General features: G+C 54.1%; 19 protein-coding genes and 4 pseudogenes. 13 read left to right on the top strand and 10 right to left on the bottom strand.

From position 1 onward, the window contains the following. The first annotated feature begins 121 nt into the window (after positions 1–121). Together EXE52_RS06210 and EXE52_RS06205 are read left to right on the top strand one after the other, a co-directional pair. Positions 122–1252, top strand: a pseudogene (locus tag EXE52_RS06210) (ISH3 family transposase). 509 nt (positions 1253–1761) lie between these two features. Continuing rightward, positions 1762–3501, top strand: a complete 1740-nt coding sequence (locus EXE52_RS06205; RefSeq protein ID WP_137703535.1) for a hypothetical protein — start codon at positions 1762–1764, stop codon at positions 3499–3501. 396 nt (positions 3502–3897) lie between these two features. Here EXE52_RS06205 and EXE52_RS06200 read toward each other — a convergent pair whose 3' ends face one another. Next, on the bottom strand, positions 3898–5313 hold the full coding sequence (locus EXE52_RS06200) for a polysaccharide biosynthesis C-terminal domain-containing protein (protein ID WP_137703534.1): 1416 nt from the start codon (positions 5311–5313) through the stop codon (positions 3898–3900). A gap of 206 nt (positions 5314–5519) precedes the next feature. Between EXE52_RS06200 and EXE52_RS06195 the strand changes: the two genes are divergently transcribed. From EXE52_RS06195 to EXE52_RS06185, 3 genes are read left to right on the top strand one after another with little or no spacing between them, the layout of a single operon-like run. Beyond that, the gene (locus EXE52_RS06195) at positions 5520–5987 is read left to right on the top strand and encodes a dTDP-4-dehydrorhamnose 3,5-epimerase family protein (RefSeq protein WP_137703533.1); all 468 of its coding nucleotides are present in this window, start codon (positions 5520–5522) and stop codon (positions 5985–5987) included. A gap of 3 nt (positions 5988–5990) precedes the next feature. Continuing rightward, positions 5991–7064 (top strand): glucose-1-phosphate thymidylyltransferase, encoded by a 1074-nt coding sequence (locus EXE52_RS06190; protein ID WP_137703532.1) that lies wholly within the window; start codon positions 5991–5993, stop codon positions 7062–7064. A 2-nt stretch (positions 7065–7066) separates the two neighbouring features. Further along, a complete protein-coding gene (locus tag EXE52_RS06185) occupies positions 7067–7246 on the top strand; it encodes a hypothetical protein (RefSeq protein ID WP_100050322.1) in 180 nt (59 codons plus the stop codon). On the opposite strand, the gene rfbD is transcribed toward EXE52_RS06185, so the two are convergent. Then, entirely contained in the window at positions 7243–8133 is an 891-nt protein-coding gene (gene rfbD / locus EXE52_RS06180) for a dTDP-4-dehydrorhamnose reductase (RefSeq protein WP_137703531.1), read from the bottom strand. The two genes, EXE52_RS06185 and rfbD, sit on opposite strands and share 4 nt — an antisense overlap. 51 nt (positions 8134–8184) lie before the next feature. On the opposite strand from rfbD, the gene rfbB reads away from it, so the two are divergent. Beyond that, on the top strand, positions 8185–9111 hold the full coding sequence (rfbB, locus tag EXE52_RS06175) for a dTDP-glucose 4,6-dehydratase (protein WP_137703530.1): 927 nt from the start codon (positions 8185–8187) through the stop codon (positions 9109–9111). Continuing rightward, on the top strand, positions 9111–9563 hold the full coding sequence (locus tag EXE52_RS06170) for a GDP-mannose mannosyl hydrolase (RefSeq protein ID WP_137703529.1): 453 nt from the start codon (positions 9111–9113) through the stop codon (positions 9561–9563). Before rfbB ends, EXE52_RS06170 begins: the two co-directional genes overlap by 1 nt. A 209-nt stretch (positions 9564–9772) precedes the next feature. Here EXE52_RS06170 and EXE52_RS19135 read toward each other — a convergent pair. The 5 genes and pseudogenes from EXE52_RS19135 to EXE52_RS06145 all read right to left on the bottom strand — a co-directional run. Beyond that, positions 9773–10206, bottom strand: a pseudogene (locus EXE52_RS19135) (cell division control protein Cdc6); the annotation flags it as partial. Positions 10207–10854: 648 nt separating this feature from the next. Next, positions 10855–11670, bottom strand: a complete 816-nt coding sequence (locus EXE52_RS06160) for an IS5 family transposase (protein WP_137703528.1) — start codon at positions 11668–11670, stop codon at positions 10855–10857. 400 nt (positions 11671–12070) lie between these two features. Continuing rightward, on the bottom strand, positions 12071–13309 hold the full coding sequence (locus EXE52_RS06155; RefSeq protein ID WP_137703527.1) for an RNA-guided endonuclease TnpB family protein: 1239 nt from the start codon (positions 13307–13309) through the stop codon (positions 12071–12073). 6 nt (positions 13310–13315) lie between these two features. After that, positions 13316–13444 carry an AbrB/MazE/SpoVT family DNA-binding domain-containing protein gene (locus EXE52_RS06150; protein WP_080508704.1) on the bottom strand — a complete coding sequence of 43 codons (129 nt, stop codon included), beginning with the start codon at positions 13442–13444 and terminating at the stop codon, positions 13316–13318. Between the two features lie 329 nt (positions 13445–13773). Beyond that, positions 13774–14988 carry a glycosyltransferase family 2 protein gene (locus tag EXE52_RS06145; RefSeq protein WP_137703526.1) on the bottom strand — a complete coding sequence of 405 codons (1215 nt, stop codon included), beginning with the start codon at positions 14986–14988 and terminating at the stop codon, positions 13774–13776. Positions 14989–15137: 149 nt separating this feature from the next. Between EXE52_RS06145 and EXE52_RS06140 the strand changes: the two genes are divergently transcribed. Continuing rightward, positions 15138–16073, top strand: a complete 936-nt coding sequence (locus tag EXE52_RS06140) for an NAD-dependent epimerase/dehydratase family protein (protein WP_137703525.1) — start codon at positions 15138–15140, stop codon at positions 16071–16073. Between the two features lie 56 nt (positions 16074–16129). On the opposite strand, the gene EXE52_RS06135 is transcribed toward EXE52_RS06140, so the two are convergent. Both EXE52_RS06135 and EXE52_RS19130 read right to left on the bottom strand, forming a co-directional pair. Beyond that, the gene (locus EXE52_RS06135) at positions 16130–17404 is read right to left on the bottom strand and encodes an IS4 family transposase (RefSeq protein ID WP_137703524.1); all 1275 of its coding nucleotides are present in this window, start codon (positions 17402–17404) and stop codon (positions 16130–16132) included. 1052 nt (positions 17405–18456) lie between these two features. Next, positions 18457–18534, bottom strand: a pseudogene (locus EXE52_RS19130) (IS6 family transposase); the annotation flags it as partial. A 700-nt stretch (positions 18535–19234) separates the two neighbouring features. Here EXE52_RS19130 and EXE52_RS06125 point away from each other — a divergent pair. The 5 genes and pseudogenes from EXE52_RS06125 (at position 19235) to EXE52_RS06095 (ending at position 22277) form a co-directional block, all read left to right on the top strand. Further along, positions 19235–20146 carry an NAD-dependent epimerase/dehydratase family protein gene (locus EXE52_RS06125; RefSeq protein ID WP_137703523.1) on the top strand — a complete coding sequence of 304 codons (912 nt, stop codon included), beginning with the start codon at positions 19235–19237 and terminating at the stop codon, positions 20144–20146. A gap of 424 nt (positions 20147–20570) precedes the next feature. After that, positions 20571–20870, top strand: a complete 300-nt coding sequence (locus tag EXE52_RS06110) for a DUF5615 family PIN-like protein (protein WP_158413988.1) — start codon at positions 20571–20573, stop codon at positions 20868–20870. After that, positions 20798–21247: pseudogene (locus tag EXE52_RS06105) on the top strand (UDP binding domain-containing protein); the annotation flags it as partial. The gene EXE52_RS06110 and the pseudogene EXE52_RS06105, both read left to right, overlap by 73 nt. Next, complete coding sequence (locus EXE52_RS06100) at positions 21241–21720, top strand: NUDIX domain-containing protein (protein WP_080508758.1); 480 nt, start codon at positions 21241–21243, stop codon at positions 21718–21720. The pseudogene EXE52_RS06105 and the gene EXE52_RS06100, both read left to right, overlap by 7 nt. 257 nt (positions 21721–21977) lie before the next feature. Beyond that, the gene (locus tag EXE52_RS06095) at positions 21978–22277 is read left to right on the top strand and encodes a type II toxin-antitoxin system HicB family antitoxin (protein WP_049933459.1); all 300 of its coding nucleotides are present in this window, start codon (positions 21978–21980) and stop codon (positions 22275–22277) included. 198 nt (positions 22278–22475) lie between these two features. Here the strand turns inward: EXE52_RS06095 and EXE52_RS06085 are convergent, their stop codons facing one another. After that, entirely contained in the window at positions 22476–23471 is a 996-nt protein-coding gene (locus EXE52_RS06085; protein ID WP_137703522.1) for a hypothetical protein, read from the bottom strand. Positions 23472–23583: the final 112 nt, after the last annotated feature.

The following is a 23583-nucleotide window of genomic DNA, read 5'->3' as shown; positions in this document are numbered from 1 at the left end:
ACGTGGTAATCGGTCCTGACGGTTAGATACACTCATATTACGCCATATTTCTATTGTAGAACAAGAAATAAAATTAGTACTTCCCATCGCCACTTAGTTAGAACGTCTGGTTGGTGAAGGTGTGTCTATGACCCAGCAAGCAGGCAGTGAGATTCACGAGGACCAGCTTCTTAATTTTCTCGTCAACCGTCTTGACGAAGAGGTTCCACTTTCCTTAGTCAATAACGCTGAAATTACTGCTGAGGATATCTATGAACTCCTTGTCGGCGCTTGCGCCGACGGGACCTCTGTCTCTACGCTCTGTGCTTGGAGTCGGAACAGTCCCGCTGCCAACACGATCCTCTACCACCTCAGGACGAAGTTCGAGCCGGAACGGGTCACTAACCTAACTGCTTCCTGAGCAGGTAGCGGTCTGCGCAGACCTCCACCTGCGGCCCTATTATATTGATGAAGCCGACACGGATAACATTTATCGCTGGGAAGCCAAGCGTGGAATACTGTGTTCCACGCCTACGCGACGCTCTGAGCGCGTGTGAAGAACAAACGCCACACGCTGGCAGTGCGCCGTCTCGAAGACGGCGATACCGCCAGCAGTGTCCTCGCTAAGTTTCTTGGTGTGCTCAACGGCCTTGACACCGAGGTCAAGGCCGTCTATCTTGATCGCAGATTCTACGACAGCAAGTGTCTCACGTTGCTTCAAGCGCACAACTGCGCCTACGTGGTCCCGACTATCCGGTGGGTTGAGACGATTCAGTAGGAACTCTCGGAATGGTAGAGTCGCGTCATCAAACAACCTGACAGGGGGACCCGACGGCCACAGTTGGACCGTCGATTTTCCGTCTATATCGACTGTACGTACCTGAATGGACGGTACGACGAAAACAGTGTGGCTCGTCACGGGTACGCCGCTGACGCACCGTTTATCGAGACACCACACGACGCTTGATATCATTAATTGAAACGTTTCGGTATCGAGTCGAGCTATCGGTTGTTTGAGCAAGCGATCGCGACGACAACATCGTGAGACGCGACAGTGAGATTGCTGTAGGTCGTGGTGAGTCTGCTGTTACAGAATGTTTGGCGGTATCCTCACCACGAACTCGTGGCGACGCCCCGCCGTGGCGAGCGTCGCCTCTGATGATGGCCGTACAAGGAGTTCGCCAATATGATTTGACGGGGTGTATGGACAGCTCTCGCGGTGTGTCGGGCCGTCCCCGCGAACCGATCACCTGACGACCGGTTCGACCGGTAGTCATTGACCGCGGACGCCACTTCGTGGGTGGCAATGCTGTCGCCTCGGCGTCCGACTGTCGCCGATAGCGACAGCTCCCACCAATTCATCCGTGATTACCTGATGAGAATTGGCGGTGGATTCGCTTCGACACAGAACCCACGCTTCAGAATCAGTTAGCCGAAGACGCTTTGTGAGGTGCTGATAATAGGGTTATCCGTTACTGTTTAGTCATCCCAATGGCTACTTATAGAAAGAAGCCAGAATTCGCGTTCTAGTCAATGAAAGATTTTATAAACCAGGGAACAGGTACCCGTGAAAAATCATTAGTTATAGTCATAAACACTCTTTTATCAATACTACTGATATACATATCAGTCGTTAATAATACGTATAAGGATTCTTTTCTAAATTATCTACCGGGGTCTATTTGGGCAATTATAATATTAACAGGATTACTAATTATCTATATTTGTCATATTCGGAATAGCCTCTATATTGTTATTTTCACTAGTACTATATACTGCGTATTGCTCACTTTTTTACCAATTAAGCTGACCGGTACATTATATGGTCCAGACAGCTATGACAAGGCTGCGAACGCTTTATACGTTTTCAAAACCGGGGAAATCAGTAATACTTTGTATCCTGCTCCTTCCCTTTTTTCAGGGATAACAAAATTAGTATTGGATACAAGTAACTTTTGGGCCGCCTTGATTTTGGGTATTTGTATAATTAGTCCAATAGGTGGGGTGGTATTTGTTAACTCGATCTCCGACTATAACGATCCCAAATTATTGCGATTAGTCGCTGTTATTTCCATATTCTTACCTCTTGGATTTGGTACTTGGCTATCAACAATTTCGATCTACCACTCTTTCTTCCTGTCCATACCATTAGCAATCATCTCTCTTGAAATACTTTACAAAATATCTACCCAAGGTCATATGCGGTGGCATGTTCTTGCTATTATCCTTCTATTTGCGGTCGCTCAGTACCATCCGATAGGATTCTTACTTATCGTCGGCTATGTTGTTTCCACGAATATACAAAAACTACTGAGTGATACAGATGAAAATTCGGATTCAAAAATTCTAGGATGGATTCCGATCCAAAATCTGTACGCTAGTATATTCGTATCTATCATTTATTTTTTATATATACAAATAGTAGAGCTAATTTCTGGAGCCGGATTTAGCCTATATAGTATGATAATCGGAGTCGTATCATCAAGCAAAATTCCTACACCAGTGACATGTATTCCTTCTCAATCAAGCTCGATCACATGTAGTTCTCTCACAGAGATCGGGCTGATCCCATTACCCCTAGTTCTATTCGGAGTTACCACAGGTGTCGTCAGCTATGTGAACGCCCTAGATCTTTCTCAACATAAAAAAATTAATAATAACACATTAGCTATTGACAGCATATATTTATTTTTCGCTGCTGGGATGGCATTAGTAATTGGCCCGTTACAATCGCCCTTGGCACCGCGGTTTTTATCATTTGCTACAATTGTTGGAGTCGCTTCATTAGTTTTGAGTATTAATCAGGTGCGTGTAAAAAAGAGTATCATAGAGTATAAATACCTAATTGTATTTGTCATAGGATCTCTTATTTATTCGTCAGTTCCTGCTCTATTTATGTCATCAGTTGGTACATTTTTCATTTACATTCTAATCAGCATACTTGCTATGGTATCTTTTGTTGTATGTTCTAGGATCGAGCGAACCCAACTCGGAAAGATACTTTTTGTTATATTGATTATAATGATGATTTTGATTCCAGCTCTTTATCCAATTCCAGGGATAAACGGTGTACCCAATCACACGTGGCATCAGCCCACACATTCCGCGACTAATTGGATAGATGATTATAACAAAGAAAACCCAACATATGTAACAGGATCACGCCACTGGGCGTTACAAAGATACCAAGATCCGCTGAAAGGTATTTCGGAATACAGAGGAAGCGCCTATACAGCTTCATCTTTAGTTGCCCCACCCCAGTCTCAGGTAGTCCAGAACTACTTGGGTACTGAAGGGCGTCCAGTTTCTCTTTCTGAAGTTGATTATGTTATATCATCTGGATTATTGTCAAATTATGTCAATTCTCTTTGGATATCTGAAGGCAGATCATATTCAAAAATATCGGGAATATCAAACAGAGATGTTGAACAAACATTCCCGCAGTCAAACCGTGTATACGTAGCATCAGGTCACGCTTCAATATATGAAACAAGCAATAGTGCCACTAATCAATCGAAGTAAATTTCCTAACAAATACATGCTTTTTGATACACATCTACAATTATCGATCCTTGTTTAGACGCTCCTACAAGTGCGATTTGTAGCTCTGTTAGGAGACGCGATCTTGTGACTTGGGACGCCAGCACGGGAAGGAGGGGTTCACCGATTCGGGCCCTCCCGGATACCGCGACATGCGGTATCCGGGCTGTAGGGCGCATAAGTCGATCTCTTTTGCGCATGGACCAGTTAACAGAACGTTCTCTGTGGCACGGGACCCTTGTCAGTCTCTTGCGCCTTATGCTAGCTTCATGTTCTCTAGGGATAGCAGCTTTTCCATCAATTAAATAAAACATTCACTTCTTGAACAGGCGTGGATCGACAGTACCCTCTTCCCCTTTTATCATTCTACAACTTATTTTATTTACGGAGGTTGTGGATATATACTTTCAACTGTCGCCGAATGGGTGAATAGGTGATCAATAGAATAGCGTAAACACATACACCTAAACTGATCATTAGAAGAAGTTTCGTAAGATTATCTATCAATATTAATTTTCCTAACCAATAAAGAAGGACTGTCATACCTAATGACGCTAATATTGACCAAGAGATGTTAAAGATTTGTATATGTATGGTTATAAACTCGGATAGGTACCAGTAATGTAAAGCATCGCTAACTAATGATGCAAGTATCGTAGCGACGGCAGCACCTGCTATTCCAAATCGAGGTATCAAAATAATATTTGCGAGTATGTTGATTATAATACTGATAATAGTGGCTCGCGCGGCGAGATCAGGCTTATCAATAGCTAGGAGAGTTCGGCCCAAGATAGCTTGAACAGCTTGGAAAGGTTTGTAACTCATCAATAAAATAAGGACTAACCGAGCGGAGGCATACTCATCCCCAAAGACGTATTTTAGAATCTCCTGTGAATACACTAATGTCCCAAAAAAAGCAGGGATAACCAAAATAACAGATAAAGTGATCAGCCCTGGTATAATATCATTCACCTTACCAATATTGTCATTCTCGTTCATATAGCTTATTTTTGGGAAGATTGATGCGGAAAGAGACCTGCTGAAGACTATAACTACCGTCGCAACCCTCCAAGCGATCTCATATTGCCCTACTTCTGTCTGAGTTAGGAATAAACCTATGAAAAATATGTCCATCCAATTAAAAACTTCTCCCCCTAGCCTCGAAATAAATTGGAACTTTGAATAATCAAAAAGAGAGCTTACAAATTCAAATGATGGAGGACGAATTGTTATTGAGATCTTCATTATACCCCAAATCAAAGAACATCCATACCCAATTAGAAGGCTATATATAATTCCTCGAGAATCATAACCGAAATAAAGAAAAATAGCACCCAATCCTACCCACATAACCTGATATATAAGCTCGAGTATAGCTGTTTCACCTACTCGATGTTCACCATTTAGAACTTTTATCGTTGTGTTCATTCCCTCCCGAAGAATCATTCCAATAGCGAGAAGAAATGCGAGAGGAGAACCAAGGTATTGATTAATATAGTTTCTGAACATTAATATTATAATACAGACTAGTAACATCACAGCAAGCTTAAGAATGATTCCAGACGACAAATAGCGTCCAGCCGCTTTCTTTTCACTAATACGCTTTTCTAGTCCATCATCAATACCGATGTCCCCAAAAATTGAAAAAATAGCTAAAAGAGCTTGGAAAAGGAAAAATGTACCAATCTGTTCTGGGCCAAGAATACCTGCAAAGTACACAATCCCAATAAATCCAATAATTACGTTTAGAGATCTCGCAGAAAAGATTTTTAGACTAGAGCGTAGAATATTCATATACAAATTCAATCATGAAGAGTTATAAAGATTTCTTTACCATTACCTAAGTTCTCCAGTATTAATTGACCTAATATATTTATACTCTTAATTTTGTTTTAATTGTGTATTATCCAATATATAAATTTGCTATTAAGTGTAGTAAAACATCATACGGGTATAATTCGGCATGATTTATAAAGATTGACTTTGTATCCTTACTAAAGATGGTAATTCACGATCTTGAAGTACATGATCTCCAAGTGAACACCGACGAACGTGGTCACCTCGTTGAGTTGTTCCGTGAGGACTGGGATATCTACGATCTTAAACCTGCAATGTCCTACTGCTCAATGACATACCCAGGTATTATTCGTGCGTGGCATCGCCACCTCGAAGGCCAGATCGATCACTTCGTCTGCCCACAAGGCCGTATCAAGGTCGGCATCTACGACGATCGCGACGACTCTCCCACTCAAGGCGAACTCGACACGTTCGTCATCGGCGAACACAAGCAAAAGCTGATCCGCATTCCGGGCGACTGCTGGCACGGGTTCAAAGCGATCGGCGACGAACCGTCGCTCCTCATTAACTATCCGACGGAACTCTACGACTACGAAGAGCCGGATGAGGTTCGACTCCCATATGACACTGACCAAATACCTTTAGACTGGGAGGAACCACCGCATGAGTGAAACATGAAAGGCGTCCTACTTTCTGGCGGCACGGGCTCACGCCTCCGCCCGATCACCCACACTGGTCCCAAACAGCTCGTCCCGGTCGCGAACAAACCCGTCCTCGAATACGCGATCGACGACCTCAAAGAGGCCGGCATCACCGAGATCGGCGTCATCCTCGGGAACAAGGGCCGTGACGAGATTCAGGAACTCCTCGGCGACGGCTCGAAGTACGGCGTCGACATCACCTACATCGTCCAAGGGGACCCTCTCGGACTCGCGCACGCCGCGGGCTGTGCCCAGGACTTCGTCGGCGACGACGACTTCGTGATGTACCTCGGGGACAACATCCTCAAGTCGGGCGTCACGGATCTCGTCGAAAGTTTCCAAGCGGGCGACTATGGCGCCGGGATCGCGCTCCAAGAGGTAGAGAACCCGCAAGCATTCGGTATCGCGGACGTCGACGACGCGGGCAACGTCACGGAGCTCATCGAGAAGCCCGACGACCCGCCGACGAACCTCGCGCTCATCGGGATGTACGTCTTCTCGCCCGCGGTCTTCGACGCGATCGACGATCTGGAACCGTCGTGGCGCGGCGAACTCGAGATCACCGACGCGATCCAGTCACTGCTCGAAGACGGTCACGCGATCGACTCACACGTCGTCACGGGCTGGTGGAAAGACACCGGGAAACCCGAGGACATCCTCCACGCGAATCGGCTTGTCCTCGAAGACACGGAGTTGACGACCACCGGCACCGTCGCGGACGGTGCAGAGATCGATGGGCGTATCGAGCTCCACGAGTCGGCGACGATCGAAGCCGGCGCCGTCGTTCGGGGGCCCGTCTCCATCGCGGAGAACACGACGATCAAGAGCGGGACGTACGTCGGTCCCTACACCTCGATCGGCGCGAACACGACACTGGAAGAGATCCACATCGAAAACAGCGTCGTCATCGGCGACTCCGAGATCACGGCCTCGGGCCGGATCGTCGACAGTCTGCTGGGACGCGGCGCAAACGTCGAGAGTGCCGAGAAGCTCCTCCCGGAAGGTCGTCGCCTCGTCGTCGGCGAGAACTCCCAGCTCAAACTGTAACCATGCGCATCATCACTCACTCCTGTCCGGACTGTGGCACCGTCGTCGCCGCGAACGAACTCGAGTCCAACCGTGTGATGAAGTGTCCGGGGCTCGGCTGTCAGGGAGTCCTCCGATTCGACGATCTGCCGGAGGAGGCGCGTGACCACTTCCTCGAAAACCGCGAGCGCTACGAGATCTAGCGCACCGCGTCCCAGATTTCGCTCACGTCTTCTTCGAGGGTTGGCTGTGGCCGACGGAGCTGCGACTCGACGGCACCCACGTCGAGACAAGAGTACGTCGGGCGCGTCGCGTCCCGGTCGATGTCGTCGGTCGATCCTTCCTTGAGCAGCGCTGTATCTGCGCCGACTTGGTCGGCAAGTACCTCGCCGAACGCGTAGGGCGTGACACAGGATCGACACGCCACGTGGTACAGCCCGGTTGTATCCGCGTCGATCAAGTCAAGCAGCGTCGCAGCCGCCTGACCCGCTCGCGTCGGTGTCACCCACTGATCGGTAAAGAGCGGGACGGAGTTACCCGACGCCAACTGATCCCGAACCCACGCCGGGAATCCGGTGAGCTCACCCGAACTCCGATGGACGCCCCACACGAACGAGAGCCGCGCGATTAGATGGTCTCCGGCCGCCTCGTGGACCGCTCGCTCGCCCGCCAGCTTCGACTCCCCGTACACTTGGACGGGATTCGGCGACGCCGCCTCGCCATACGGATCGCGTGCGGTGCCGTCGAAGACGTAATCGGTCGAAACGTGGACGAACTCGACATCGTTGGCCACACACTGAGCCGCCAACGCGCCCGGTGCATCGCCGTTGAGCACGTCCGCCCGCTCCGGGTTCGTTTCACAGCCATCCACGTCCGTCATCGCGGCACAGTTGACGACGAGATCTGGATCGTGTGTCTCAAGTACGTCGTCGAACGTCTCGGACGCTGCGAGGTCGAACTGTGTCAGTGGGATATCAAACTCAGGCCGTGTCGAATGATATGTGCCCATAACGGTCCAGTCGCGCTGCCGGCCGACGTGAACGACATTGCTACCGAGAAGTCCGTTCGCTCCGACGACGAGAAGACGCATAGGTCGAATTTTCAACAGAAATATAAATAGGTGCTGTTGAGGGAAAGTAGTATGCGAATTCTCGTCACAGGCGGGGCCGGCTTTATCGGGTCCAACTTCGTTCACCACGTACTCGACACCCACGAAAACGACGAAATCGTCACGCTCGACGCGCTGACGTATGCGGGCTCGAAGGCGAACTTGGAGGGGGTCCTCGACGACCCGCGCCACGAGTTCGTCGAAGGGGACATCCGCGATCAGGAACTCGTTACAGATCTCGTTGCTGACGTGGACGCGATCGTGAATTTCGCCGCGGAGTCACACGTCGACCGCTCCATCGAGGGCGCAAAACCCTTCGTGAGCACGAACGTCCAAGGGACGCAGACGCTGCTCGATGCGGCCAACGAGGTGGGTATCGATCGGTACCTACAGATCTCGACTGACGAAGTGTACGGGCAAGTGCTCGACGGTACCTTCTCGGAAGACGACCCGCTCAACCCACGCAATCCCTACGCCGCAACGAAGGCAGGCGCAGATCTGCTCGCGAACAGTTTCCAGACGACCCACGATCTCCCCGTGGTGATCAGCCGCACTAGTAACAACTTCGGCCCGCGACAACACGCCGAGAAGCTCATCCCGAAGTTCATCCAGAACGCGGCTGCCGGGGAAGCTCTCCCGGTGTACGGTGACGGGTCGAACGTCCGTGAGTGGATCTACGTCGAGGACAACTGCCGGGCACTCGATCTCGTGCTTCGGGAGGGCAGCATTGGCGAAGTGTACAACATCGGCAGCCACGCCGAAAAGACGAACCTCGAGGTTACCGAGGCGATCCTCGATGCTGTCGGTGCGTCCGACGATCTCATCGAGTTCGTTGAGGACCGTGCCGGCCACGATCAGCGCTACGCGCTCGACACCGAGAAGATCGAAGCGCTGGGGTGGGAGCCGCAGTACTCCTTCGAGGAAGGACTCGAACGGACTGTCGACTACTACCTTGACTAATGGCCGACACGGACAATCCGATCTCGGACGACGAGTGGGAGACGATCGTCGCAAATGTCCCGCTCGTCTCTGTCGATCTCGTGATCGAATACGACGGCGGCGTACTCCTCGGGAAACGCCAGAACGAGCCCGCGAAAGGCGAGTGGTTCGTGCCCGGCGGGACGGTACACAAAAACGAATCTCGCACTGACGCCGTCCACCGCGTGGCCACCGAGGAACTCGGTGAAGCCGTCGTGATCGACGAGTGTCTCGGCACCTATGAGCACTTCTACGAGACGGCTGATGTCGACGGTGTCGACTCGAAACACTACCTCGCGACCGCCTATCGCTGTCACTTCGAACGCCATGACCCGGAGATCGTCGGCGACGACCAACACAGCGCCTTCCAAGTCTTCCGGCCGCCGGTCGAGAATCTCCATCCGTACGTCGAACGATATCTCGACGACTGGTAGCCCGCTCCCTGCGAACAGTACTCGGCCCCCACTTTCGCTGTCTCACCCGCTACGTCTTTGAAGCAACTTCTCGCCCCTATCTTCGGGGTTACCATCGTCCACGTGCCAGCCCTTAAACGCGTAGTGACGCGACACACTCGCCCTACCGCTTCCGCTGTTAGCACGGAGCGGACACCGCTGTCACCACCACCCCACAACGGACACCCGATTCACGCGGACTCTAACAACGTCGCTAATCCGCTTCGGACCGCCGAAACAGACTGCGCCAGCTGATGCTCGTTGTACTTCTCGCCGTCTTTTCCCACGATTGTGTTCTTTCGACTTCGTGATCCCCAACTGTGCCAATTCGCCCAAGTAATCACACACTGACTGTTCTGAGACCGGACTCACGCCTTCTGAGTGAGCACAGTTCGATACGTCTCGACGACTTCCCGCGTCCGGACCGGCGTGTCACCGCGCTCCTGGAGCCGTGTGAGTGCGTACAACACGAGCTGACCGTGCTGGGAGTAGTTCCTATCCCCTCGACAACCTGGTCCGTTTGAAGGCTCTCACGACCGACATCGCCCGCCTCTAAGAGGAGATCCAAGGCCTTCCGTACGTCGCCGGAGTCTTTCGCTCCATACGCAGCACACATCGCGATCACCCACCAGTGGCGTGACGTTGCTTGCGTCTGTCTCTCCCGTAAGCCCCTAACGCGGTAACACGGATGTCGGTGTAGGTACCGTATCTTGAGACGACCAGGCCTGCCTGGAGCTGGCAGACCTCTCTGACTCGCGTGGACAATCGCGAGAGTGAAACATATCGAAGTCGATCACCACCAGATTGGACGACGGGTTATCCGGCTTCTCGATAACGTCGGTGGTGTGAGGCGTCGAAGCACTGTCTGGCGCCGATGGCGAGCAGCCAGAGACTTCGTACTCTCGCGGGAACGGGAACGTCGACGGCGTCAACAGTATCGCTAGGGTGGCATAGAAGAGTTGCCACGATATTTATTTCGTGAATTTACAGCCGAATCAGCTGATAAACGCACTTGCGAATCCAGCATTAGGCCATACCAACAGGACCTAGCGTGCTCCGTTTATCGCAAGAGGGCTCCCGTGTTGAATTCCTTACATAGTAGATTCTGTAGTCTATGTCGCTAAGCTACCGCATTTCTAGATACAGGCATTGCGGAAGCACCCAAATCAGATTCTTCAGAATTATCAAATTTATCTGATATCCTGCGTGGGTCAGCTGGAGAGCAGTGATTCCTCTGAGCAATACGTCCGAAGAAGGAGCGCGGGCGGCGAGGCTAACTCGCCGCCTGCGAGAGATTATGAACGATACACTTCCGCGTTAGCTCCCGGAATTGCCCATACCAACTCCGGGAACGCAACCGCTCTCCATCAGCCTTCAACATCGAGAAGGCCGTTTCACTCATACTTCGTTGATTGTACGAATCATCGTCAAGACGAGCGTTATGAGCCTTCTTGAGGCTGTTATGCTCTTTGTGTTTGATTAGTGGGCGAGTGTTCCCCTCTCGGCACTCTTCACGAAATTCGCTCCACGAGTAATTCGCATCTGCACGCAGACTCTGCAGGTCATCGGCGTTCCGCCGATAGACCTGCAGCCCGACGTGGCCATCCCATTTCCGCTTGGTTGTGAAGTGAACGTCTTTGATCGCTAGCGAATCCGTATCTACCAGTGCCGTTGTCTTCACCTTGTGGAAGGAAAATCCAGCGCGGTTTCGATAGTAGCAGCTCGTTTGATCACGTTGAAAGCCGCTTACATCGATTGTTGCAGAACCTGACCAGCCAGCCTGCTCCGCGCTGCTGCGGAGCAGGCGGCGTAGTTCCCGCATTGAGACTTGTTGTTCCCATCGGCAGAGAGTCGTATGATCCGGTGTTTTCGGGAGGTTAAGTTCCTCATGAAGTGGTTTGGAATCGTTGAACCATGCCTCCGTCTCTCGAAAGCTCTTGTTAAGTTCCGTATGCAGGAGGATGAGAGTGATCTGTACCCACTCAGCGAACCCGCTGTCGCCAGTCGGCGCAGCGGGTTCATCTGGATTGTCAACGTGCTCTTTGGCAAGATGCTTACACTGTCGTATCGTTGACCGCTTCGACCTCATATCGCCAGACGGCACCCAATTCCATACAAATCTCACGAAAATCAGACGGAGAAAGGCCAAGAGTGTAGTTATTCAGCGTCGCAACGGAGCAACCTAGCGGCTGGTCATCATCTAAGTGTACTATTCACTGTTTCACTACACCAAACCCCGTCTGAAACTGCTGTAATTGTAACGAAACCCGTGTCAATACACTACTGACTAGAGTTCGAATATGTACCCTGTACTGAGCGATTCACAGATCAGTCAACAAGGTGTGAGATGTGTTCTATGACACCCTCGTATCGCTCCAATGCTCAACTCCTGAGTGCTTGACCGCGGCCCCACATAGCCTGGCCAGCTGTGATTGTGGTCTGGGCGAACTCACGAGCGCCTACCAGCAGCACGTGAACGCACCCCGGGGTCAAGCCCCGGGGCTTCCTGCTTCAACGACGCGCTTTGCATCCACGGCCTCTCGGTGAGGCGTGAACGTAGGGAGCGCAGTCTGCACAGGCGTTGATTCGGACTGTCCCAGCCCTAACTGCCGCAATCCACGAGTGAGAATATTCTTCGCCGCGTTCAAATCACGATCTTCCTTGTGTCCGCACGCAGGGCACGAATGCTCCCGCACCCAGATCGGCTTGGCCGTCTCGACGCCACAAACCGAACACTCTTTTGTCGTCCCACGAGGTTCAACCGTTTCAACGTGTGTGCCGTGTAATTCACCTTTGTACTCTAACAGTTCGATGAACTGCGACCACGCCGCATCCTGTTTGCTTTTCGCATTTTGACTGGTTTCCAGCATCGGTTTCACGTCCAAATCCTCCACGGCCACCACATCGTACTTTTTCACGAGCCACGTCGTCAGCTTGTGCTGGAAATCTTCGACCTTCCGCTTGATTTTGCGTTTGGCTCGCGCCACCTGTTGGCGTTGGTTCTCCCAATTGTTAGAGCCATGTTCTTTCCGAGCGAGTTTCCGCTGCTCGCGTGCGTACCGATCGTACTCATCCGACAGGTCAAGCGTATCCACGGACAGATTTTCCGAGGTGTGGATGTAGTTGGTGATGCCGAGGTCAGCACCCACACAGTCTTCGGGTTTAATCTCACTCAGTGACGGTTTCTCTGGCGTGTCTTCCACGGTGGTGACGAGCGAGACGTACCACTCACCCGTCGATTCTTTTTTGAGGATGACCTCGTCAATCTCGTCTTTGGATGGCACGTTGCGGTCTGCTCGGATATTGAACCAGCCGATCTTTTCGAGTCGGAGTCGCACGAATCGGTCGTCGCCCGTGTTGTGATCCACGTTCCAGCGACGGGGTTGATTGTACGACACTGAGCGAAATTCGCCGTTGCCTTGCCACTGTAACCTTCCGACGTTGTAGCCGTTTTCTCGACGTTCTTGTAGTGTTTCCAGATCGCTGTGGATCTGAGTGATTGCTTGTTGTGCGGCGTGTCTGGAGGGTTCCGCGAAGGTCGGCCAGCGGTCTGCCCAAGCGGTGAGTTTGTTGTGTTGGTCGTAGTCTGATGGTCGGTCGTTGTAGTCGGAGTTGTAGTAGTCTCGGACAGCGTGGTTGCGGATCTGCCGGAGGATGTCGATGTGGTGCCACGCTTCGCTCTCCACGTCGTCAGGCAGGTACGCGCGAAAACGAAGCGTGTGTTTCACGGTTGGTTAGTCGAGTTTTTCGACGATGAGTTTCAGTTGGTCGCCTTCTTCCAGATCAAGACCGTCTCGGACTTCTTCTGGGATCGTGACGACACCCCGTTGTCGCAGTTTTGGATAACATTCCATCTGTCCCATACTGAATCATACTGTCTTAGGCATAATAATGCTGTCGGCTTCAACCCCGGGGTCAAGCCCCGGGGCAGTCGCCTCGACCGCCTGTACACCACCATCCCGGTGAGACAGAGCCAGCCAATGACAAACTTACGTAACATTGTGTGTAGCGACACCTAGACCGTGCTGTGACGTTGTTAGTTGCTTATTACCATGGGCAACAGACCGCACATCCCCAGAATCAGACCTGAATACCGACGTGACCAACCCACCACACAGCTCAATCGCATCTCCAACACTAGGGAGGCGAACAGAAACCAACGCGAAGCCAGAGATCAGCCAGCCGTCGCTGACTAGTTCACCGCACTCAAGAAGAACGACGAGAACACCAGCTGGATACCGACGACAACGGCGGTAAACGCAATAAGCGCCGCAGACGTGAACGGCACGGACCCAAACCCGCTCAGGATCCAGTCGCCGATCAACCAACTGGCATACGCGCCACCGGCCGCAAACACGAGCACGCCAGCCGTCGCGCCCCGCTCGAGCGTAGCATAGCGGGTGATACCTGATGTGATCGGGTCCTCAGGCCGCTGGATCGGATCGCTCGCCACCGTCGCGAAGACGCCCAGCGAGCCGACCTGTGTGCCCACAATCGCTGCGAGACTCCCGGCGATCATCGAGTTCACGCCGAGTGTGATCTCGCCAAGCGCCACCCCGGTATGTGAAATCGTCATGACTGCCACCCCAAAGAGCGTCAACAGCAAGCCAGGCACCGAAAACAGATAGCCGGGCGCATTGACCAACATAAACCGAACGTGGCGCCACCCATCACGGAAACTGTCAAGCGTTTCTTCGCCCTCGCGTTCGTGATACACAATGGGCACCTCCACGATTTCGAGATCCTTTGACCCAGCATCCATGATCATCTCGGAGGCAAACTCCATGCCGGTAGTCTCCCAGTCCATCGTCTCGTACGCCTCCCGCGTAAAGATCCGGAACCCACTGTGGGCGTCGCTTACGCCCGCGCGATAAAACGTATTCAGAAATCGGGTGAGCGCCGGATTCCCGATATACTGATGGAGCGACGGCATTGCGCCGTCTTCGATTTCACCGTCTAACCGACTGCCCATCACCATATCCCCACCAGTCTCTTCGAGATGGTCTAACAGCCGGGGAATCTGTTTGAAGTCGTAGGTCGTGTCGGCATCCCCCATCGCAATATAGGTCCCCCGTGTCCGCTCGAAGGCGTACCGGTACGCATACCCGTACCCTTCGCCATCGGGTTCGACGACAATGGCGCCCATCTCGCGAGCGATTTCGGGTGTGCGATCGGTTGAGCTGTCACTGATAATGATCTCGGTTGGTACTTGGAGCTCTTCGACCGCCGTTTTAATCCATTCAATACACGTGCGGATTCCGGCCTCCTCATTCAGTGTGGGCATCACAACAGACAACTGCGGTGTCGTGTCTGAGTGACGACCAACGAGCAATTCATCAGCGCTTAAGTTCTGATCCGATTCCAGGCTCGCCTGTTCAGTCGGTGGATGGGATGTAGTGGAGGTCATCTGCTCGAAATATGTGATTACTAACTGATTAGGGACGACATATATGAAACTTACTCAACACATGTTGATGATGAAATAGGCTCAATAGCGGTAGTTTCGACACAGTGCTGTTTCCCAATCTACATCTATCTCGCCTGTCACCATCTCCTATGGATCTTTCCAACGCCACGGTGCTCGTCACTGGTGGTGCCGGCCTCGTTGGCAGTCACCTCGCAGCGACGCTTCACGACGCGGGCACAACAGTGCGGGTCGCTGATGACCTCTCGAAAGGCACGCGCGAGCGTGTCCCAGCTGACGTGACGTTCACGGAAGCCGATCTCACTGATCGCGACGATGTCGATCGGGTCATGACCGCTGACCTCGATATGGTGTTTCATTTGGCTGCGTACACGGACACCAATTTCGATGACGATCGAAAACTGTTCGAGGAGAATACGGAGATGACGTACAACCTGCTCGAAGCAATGCGTGACGCCGATGTCGAACACTTCGCGTTCACCTCCTCCTCCACGGTGTACGGCGAGGCGCCACGGCCGACCCCTGAAGACTACGCACCACTCGAGCCGATTTCAATTTACGGCTCCTCAAAGCTCGCTGATGAGGGGCTCATCTCAACGTATGCCCACTCGTATGGCATCCAGTCGTGGGTGTTCCGGTTTGCGAATATTGTTGGTCCTTACCAGCGCGGCAACGTCGTCCCAGATTTCATCGAGAAACTCACCGATGATCCCACCGAACTCGAAATCCTCGGTGATGGACGCCAAGAGAAGTCTTACATGTACGTCTCTGAGTGTGTCTCTGCCATGAAATACGTCGTTGAGCACGCAGACGAGCCGCTCAACATCTATAATTTGGGCACGAAGACGACAACCTCAGTGACGGACATCGCAGACATCGTGAGCGATGAACTCGGCGTCGATCCGGAGTACACCTACACGGGCGGAGATCGCGGTTGGACGGGTGACGTGCCGAAGATGCGACTGTCAATTCAGAAGCTTGCCGCACTTGGCTGGGAGCCGACCCGCTCGAGTGATGAATCCGTGCGACAGGGCGCTCGCGATCTGATCAACGAGATCGTGGAGTGACATAGCTCACGCACGTCGCGAGGTGCGTTGATACCCGCACGAGCATCGGTCTTTAGTTAAGCCTCACACCTCGGTTGTGTAGCGGTAGCGAGCGTCTCTTGTAAGATTGGTCGTCGCTTGTGGATCTTTTGAGCGTCTTCGATCAGCCGGTCGAGCAGCGGCGGTGGTGAGTAGCCGAGGAACTCACCGAGTTCGTGGAGCATAAGCTGGGCGTGCGACCGAAAGGTCGCCGCCCAGCGCTCTGTCGGAAACACAAGCTCATCATCCGCCTGCTCAGTGACTAGATCTAACAGATCGCGGCTTACAAGCAGCGACAGCAGCGCTGCGTACAATAAGATCCTCACCACGTGTTCGTCACTCGTGTCGAACTCGTCCAATTCGTACTGTGTCTTCAGCTCCCGGAACAGCAACTCAACTTCCCACCGACAGCGGTAGATCTCCGCTAAATCCGCCGGAAAGAACTCCTTCCTCGCTAAATTCGTCATGTACAGGTGGTAGTCGTCGGCGTCCTCGTCGCGGACGCCGACGACGCGAAATCGCTTCGTATCCAGCGACTGTGTCCCATTGTACGGCCCCCGCTTGAACTCGACTTCGACCTCCACATCGATGTACTTCCGATCGAGATCGTCGAGAACAGTTCGGAGCTGCTTGCCCTCTAAGGGAATGGCGCGGCCGCGCCATTCCCGTAATTCTGCCGTAATCACCGGGTTCGCGTTCTGTTTCAGCCGGCTCACGAAGTAGCCGCCGTTCTCGTCGATCAGCGCAAACCGGCGGTACTTGAAGTAGGCGAGATCGAACAGCATGAGGCGGTTCTCAAGCCATGGCCCTGTTTTGAACAGGGTGCTGTCGTGTGTTTTCTCGTCAGCAGTATCGATCCGTTCGATCGTCTGCTCTGTGGCATTGTGGAGCAGGTGGAACTTCGCTCCAGCCTGCTCCTCATGGCGGGCTTCGAACTGATCTGAAAGAAACTCATGTAACCGCAACACCGTTCCATCGGCGATCATCACGTCTCTAAATCGGTCGATATCAGCGTCAACAGCATCAGGAACAGCGACCTCGTCGAGACCGCGCTCGACGAGGTCGCGGAGGTACTCCGCAAGCGTCGGCGTCAACCGCTGATAGAACCCGCTGGGCGAGATTGTCTCATCGGCAGTTGAGTTGTAAGATCGTCTGAACCCGGCGAGTGTTCGGCTTTCGCCTGCGGCGAAACCGAACACAAATGTCCAGACGAAGGCAGGGATCTGAAGCTTGCGGTCACGTTCGACCACGCCGAGTTCCTCGGCGTGCTCTTCGAGAAACTCAGAGGGAAACAGTGTAGTGAGCCGACGCATAATTCGAGATGAGGAGCCGTTGGGCACAAACTCGGCTTCCTCATTCCTTCCGAAAGATGTCTCGATAAGCCTCCGCTATCACGCGGTTTCTTGCTTAACTGAAGACGGATGCCCGCACGAGTACTCCTCAACTGGAGGGTTTTCACGCTGAACTCAGGCGCCCGTGTGTCTCTCTAGAATCGCCCCGTACAGCAGTGCTCCAAATCGCCAGTACATTGATGTCGATCACACTGTATGAACGGTGTATCGATGCCGCTGCGAGGCGTACTCCAAGCTGTGCTCACTCGTGGAGACAGCTCACACGCTTCGACGAGACATCGTGAGTGTCGCAACTGCGGGGCAAATCTCACGCGGAACCACGAACAGTGTCCCGGCTGCGGCGGCGATGTCGCCGTCTACGAGCTGTGAGCTGTGTGAAGTACTCGGGGTCAAGCCCCGAGGCTTCACCGTCTTGGGGCCGCACCGAGCCCGCAGGCGAATTTAATTCCCCTTGACCTTCCCAGATGGGTCGGCTGGAATTAACACCCGAACACGCCGATGTATCCGTGAGGGGTGGCCGCTCCACCACGGCCCGACAACTCCCGTCTCACCGCCGTAGCGGGTTTTGAGAGGAGTCGCATTTCCAAACTGCCGAACGACCAGCAAAGGAATTGAGGTCTTCAATTCCATGCTTTGGGGGTGGTTTCTGGCCGTTACAACCCTATTTGTTGCTAAGTGTATTAAATACCATCTTACCGAGGTGAAAGTGAAAGTGAGCGTACGGCCTTCACCCTCGGGGTCAAGCCCCGAGGTACTCGGCCTGCTCTATCTGTAGATGCTGAGCAAGAACTATTACTCAGAATATCTCACATAAATCTATGTCTGAGACCACAGATGGTCCGCGGTGTGACTGTGGCCGGCCAATTCCACGCGGGCTCTCAGCGACCGCTAAATGTGACCGGTGTCGAAGACGGTCGAAGTCACAATGATCTTCAGACCCGGTCATGCTCAAACGAGACGACCGGACTGTAGGCTGGAGAGTTAGTACTGCCTCTCTCGACTGTCTTCCTACGCCGCGGTGTTGCCTCTCGCTCCACAAAGTCTAACTTGATCTCGTCTAAACAGCCGTTGAGGCGGTCGTTTTCGGGCACGAACTACTTTGAGAACGCACCGCCTCACGTTTCAATCCTTATCTGAACACCGCCTCCTACGCTTCTGGTAGTTCACAACTGTTCTGTACTGCGGTGAGATGTTCCGTTGATAGTATTTTTCACAGATTAATTGGCCGACAAGACATCGGAGACCACAGGAGAGATGTCGGCGAGAAAATCCCGCAAATTCGATGCGCTTGCGGCATCAACGCCGATGATAACCCCGGACGGCGGCTCCGTATAGTGTAACAGAAGCCACTCATCATACAGTTGGAGCGAGCATCGGTGCTCACCAAGTGGGAGTGTCTGATCGGTAGTCTGGTCTGTACAGCTTCGCTTGATCTGTGTCAGGGTGGGGTGTGACTCAGTTATTGGCTCATCGGAGTGGCGGAGGGCGCGTTTCGCATGTGGTGAGACGTACAAGAGCTGGCTTGATTCGTCATGATAGACAAGCACAACATACAGATACTCGCTGAGCTCGGTGCGGAGGCGTTGGACGAGTCGCTGCTCGCTGGGAGGGAGAGGGCCGTCCGGGCGGGGCATAATGTAAATTCCTGTAACCGAATAATAACTATTCCGGATGCTATAGGTTCCGAAATTCGAGGGAATGATAACTGATTGTTAATCCGTATCGGGTGAGACAGATAAGAATACTTTCAGTATCGTAACGTTTTCACGGACACATTGAGCAGTCCACTACATGGAAGCGCAACGTGTCCTCGTCACAGGCGGCGCTGGCTTCATCGGCTCCAATATCGCCAACCAGCTCGCGGCACACAACGATGTGGTCGTCGTCGACGACTGCTACCTTGGAACACCTGACAACCTCAACGATGATGTTGAGTTCGTTGACGCCTCGGTCATTGACGACGATCTCCCCACCGACGTTGATGTCGTGTTCCACCTCGCGGCGCTGTCCTCGTACAAGATGCACGAAGACAATCCCGCCAAGGGCGCCCGCGTCAACGTCGAGGGGTTCGTGAACACAATCGAACAAGCCCGCCAAGACGGCTGTGACACCGTCGTGTACGCGACCACCTCCTCAATCTACGGGGATCGCACCGAGCCTTCCCCGGAGACGATGCCCGTTGAGGCCCGCACCGGGTATGAAGCCTCGAAACTCGCCCGTGAGCGCTACGCAGAGTACTTCCACAATTTCCACGACATGAGCCTCGCCGGGATGCGGTTTTTCTCAGTCTATCAGGGCTTCGGTGGCGCCGAAGAACACAAAGGCGAGTTCGCCAACACCGTTGCGCAGTTCACCGACAAGATCGCGAACGGGGAACGCCCAGAGCTGTTCGGCGACGGCACCCAGACGCGAGACTTCACCCACGTCGACGACGTCGTCCGCGCCTGTGAACTTGCCGCCGATCACGAACTGCAGGGCATCTACAACGTCGGCACCGAAGCAAGCTACTCGTTCAACGAGATGATTGAGTTGATCAACGACGAGCTCGGAACCGACATCGAGCCAAAATATATCGAGAATCCGCTTGCCGAGTACGTTCACGACACGATGGCGGACTACTCAAAGCTCCATGAGGCCACCGGGTGGGAGCCAACGATCAGCTTCGAAGAGGGCGTGTCGCGGGTGTGTGAATCGTACCAGTGACATCCTCCTCGCCGTAAACAGTAGTTGCTGATTTTCACGCTAGGCCGTGTCAAACAACAGATGGTCCAGACAGCTGAGGCGAAACCGGTCTGCCGTGCTGCGTCAACCGTGCTGTTTCCAGCGCTCAAATTCGGCGTGAAACCGTGTAGAGATACACGAAAGAGGATTTTCAAAACGAAACTCTCTCGGATTGCTTTTGAGCAGGACTTCGCAAATACGGGTGGGAAAACGCTCCAACTTGATCGTGACAAGCATGTCGATATCACCGCTACGGCGCGAAATCCCCTCGCGAACACCGCGACGCGTTCGAGGACGCTGAGCGGGCGGCCGAACGGACGCGTCGCGACGGCGAGCGCCAAACACGCAAGCTCGTCGACGAACGCCGCGGTGAGACTGCCGAGTCGACTGAGGATGCCACGGAGTCGTGAGCCGGATTCTTGCCGACGTGAACGTGCCTGAAGAGTACGTCTCCGCACTCCGTGGTGACGGTCACGATGTCGAGTACTCGCGGGAGATCGCCGCACCTGGCCCGGAAGCGACCGATGACGCGATCGTGGCGTACGCCGCGTCCGAAGGGATGGCGATCATCACGACAGATGTCAAAGGCTTTGCTGACCGAGACGCCGCGGTCCCGGTCTTCGTTGCCCCACAGGACATGAGCCAGCGATGCTCGACGCCACGACTGGGGGGAACGACCGCCAACCCACCCGGCTGCTCTCGTTGATGGACGACCACGTCGACGTCGACGTCGCCGCCAAGCGGGTAGCGGTGCTCGGCCTCGCATTCAAACTAGGCACAGACGACATCCGCAACAGCCGGGCGATCCCCGTCATCGAGGGGCTCCAAGCGCGCGGCGCCGAGATCGTCGCCTACGATCCGGTCGCGATCGAGAACATGCGCGAGCGGTTCCCAGATGTCGAGTACGTCGACACGCCAGACGCAGCGCTGTCCGAGGCGGCTGCCGCCCTCGTCGTGACTGACTGGGAAGCGATCACCGGCCTCGACGAGGAGTTCAACGCCATGCGGACGCCCGTGGTCGTCGACGGCCGGCGGGCGATCGACCGCCGTGACGGGATCGTGTACGAGGGGTTGACGTGGTGAGCGACCCCCGGAATTCCACGCCCGGCGAACGCGATCGATGGATCCCCGACGCCGAGTGGCGGACGATCGTCGCGAACGTCTCGCTCGTCTCGGTCGACCTCGTGATCGAACACAACGGCGGCGTGCTCCTCGGGAAACGCGAGAACGACCCCGCGAAAGGCGAGTGGTTCGTGCCCGGCGGGACGGTACACAAAAACGAATCTCGGACTGAGGCTGTCCACCGCGTGGCCAGTGAGGAACTCGGAGAAGCCGTCGTGATCGATGAGTGTCTCGGAACGTACGAACATTGCTACGAGACGGCCGATGTCGACGGCGTCGACTCGAAACACTACCTCGCGACCGGCTACCGGTGTCATTTCGAACGCGACGATCCCGAGATCGGTGGCGACGACCAGCACAGCGCCTTCCAAGTCTTCCAGCCGCCGTTCGAGAATCTCCATCCGTACGTCCGGGCGTATCTCGACGATCGCTAGCCCGACGACTATCGCCCGAGCCGTGTCGCCCGTTCGACATTGGCGAGCGTGTCCACGTCCCGTTCGCATCTCACTCCTTGAGCAGCGACCGGACTCGGTGGACGTAGCCGTTCGCGTCCTAGCTGCGAGCGTCACTGACCTCGTCGTGCGTGAGGGAGACAGCCGTCGAGCCCATCACCAACGACCCTCAACGACCATCGATAACGACTTGTTTACCGGCCGAATGGTTATCACACTACTCAGGTAATACGCTGGTAATGAGCACTGACACGAGTACGAACGACGATCCGCAGAGTGGGCGAACCATCACGCTCACGCAGGCGGACGACGGCTGGTGGGTCGCCCGTGACGAGGAGACGGGTGTTGCGAGCCAAGGTGAGAAGAGACAGGACGCCCTCGACAACCTCGACGAGGCAGTCGCGCTCCACAAGGGAGAGATCGGCGAATCGATCGATACACGGGAGCAAGAGGAGGAAGTACTCGAGGAGCTCGGTATCGATCCGGATGAGGTAGCGCAGGGTCGTGATGAGCACGATGGCCTCCCCGATTTCATGTAGTGAATCGAATGCCGTCACGCGATTTCTCCGGGCGCGACGTGGTCAAGGCACTCACGAAAAACCGCTTCGTTATTGTTGACTGAACTGGTAGCCACGTCAAGCCGCGGTACGAGCACCCGACAAACGACGATGACGTCCTCTCCGCACTGAACGCGATGCGTTCTCCCCGGTTCTCTGTAAAGCGTGAGGGAGGTCCGCTCAAACGCCGAGATCGCGGAACGTCCAGTCGTTCGGCAGGTCGGCGTCGAAGCCGGCCTCTTCGACGAGGTCGCGGATGCGCTGTTCGACCGTGTCGTCTGATTTAAACGTGTAGTCGAATTCCTCGTGCCAGTCGTAGTACCGCGGCATCCCTGGCCAGTGGTCGTCCGTCTTCAGCCCGTAGGCGCAATCGAGCAGGTAGCGACGATACGGCATATCGTCACGGCTGATGCGAGGGAGCGTTCCGTCGATCGACTCGTCTCTCACCAACGTTTCGAGGAGATCGACCGCCGCGTACTGGTCGGCGTAGAACGCGTGTTCGAGTGTCGGAGTAACCGAGAAGATGTCCTCCGAGGCGCGGGCGTGGAGACGGTCGGCCACCGAGTGGTCAGGATGCCCGATTCCCCACCCGTACGCGTGGACTTCTTCCCGCGCAGTATCGGCCGTATCGGCGGCGTTGACTGCGACGCCATCGAGGTACTCGAGCGCCGCAACTGGAATCGCCTCCACACTCTCGGTTACCCGCGTCCGGATCAGATTCCGTCCCACAGCATTCGCGATCGTGGGCGTCACAAGCGGCAGCTCGTCGTCCGCGGTCGGGTCGTACGCATCGATGACCTCCTCAAGAAAACTCCAGCCAGCTGCTTGCGCCGCCTCGTCAAGGGCTTCACCAACGCGCTCGTGGTACGGCCAGAACACGTCTCGGTATGTGTCGCCACTGGTGTCTTCCTCGAGTGCAGCCGAGAGCGCCGACTCGAACTCGCCGACTGCGTCGTGAAGGGCGTCTCTGTCACCCTCCGAGAAGCGGTTGAGTAGGGTATCAAGCTCGGCGACGGATCTGTTTCGTCTGTCGGCTGGCGACGAACCTGTGGATTGTGACTGGTCGAGGTTCGCCGAACCACCGGATGTCTCTGACTCGACATCCTCGCAGTCGTGGAGGCGGAGGCGGGTGAGTGTCTCAAACGACGCTCCGCAATCGTCGCACTCGTGGGCCATAGTCCTACTACAGAGATGTAGGCAAAATGCGTTCTTCTTTGATCACGAATCCCAGCAGGGCCTCGCTAGCGACGATACGGCTGGCCGCTGGCTTTTCGAAGCGGTATTGTCT

It is taken from the genome of Halorubrum sp. CGM4_25_10-8A (assembly GCF_005435025.1).
Classification (GTDB): domain Archaea; phylum Halobacteriota; class Halobacteria; order Halobacteriales; family Haloferacaceae; genus Halorubrum; species Halorubrum ezzemoulense.
Note: the sequence above shows the minus strand (reverse complement) of the source record. Positions and strands in the feature narration are given on the sequence as shown.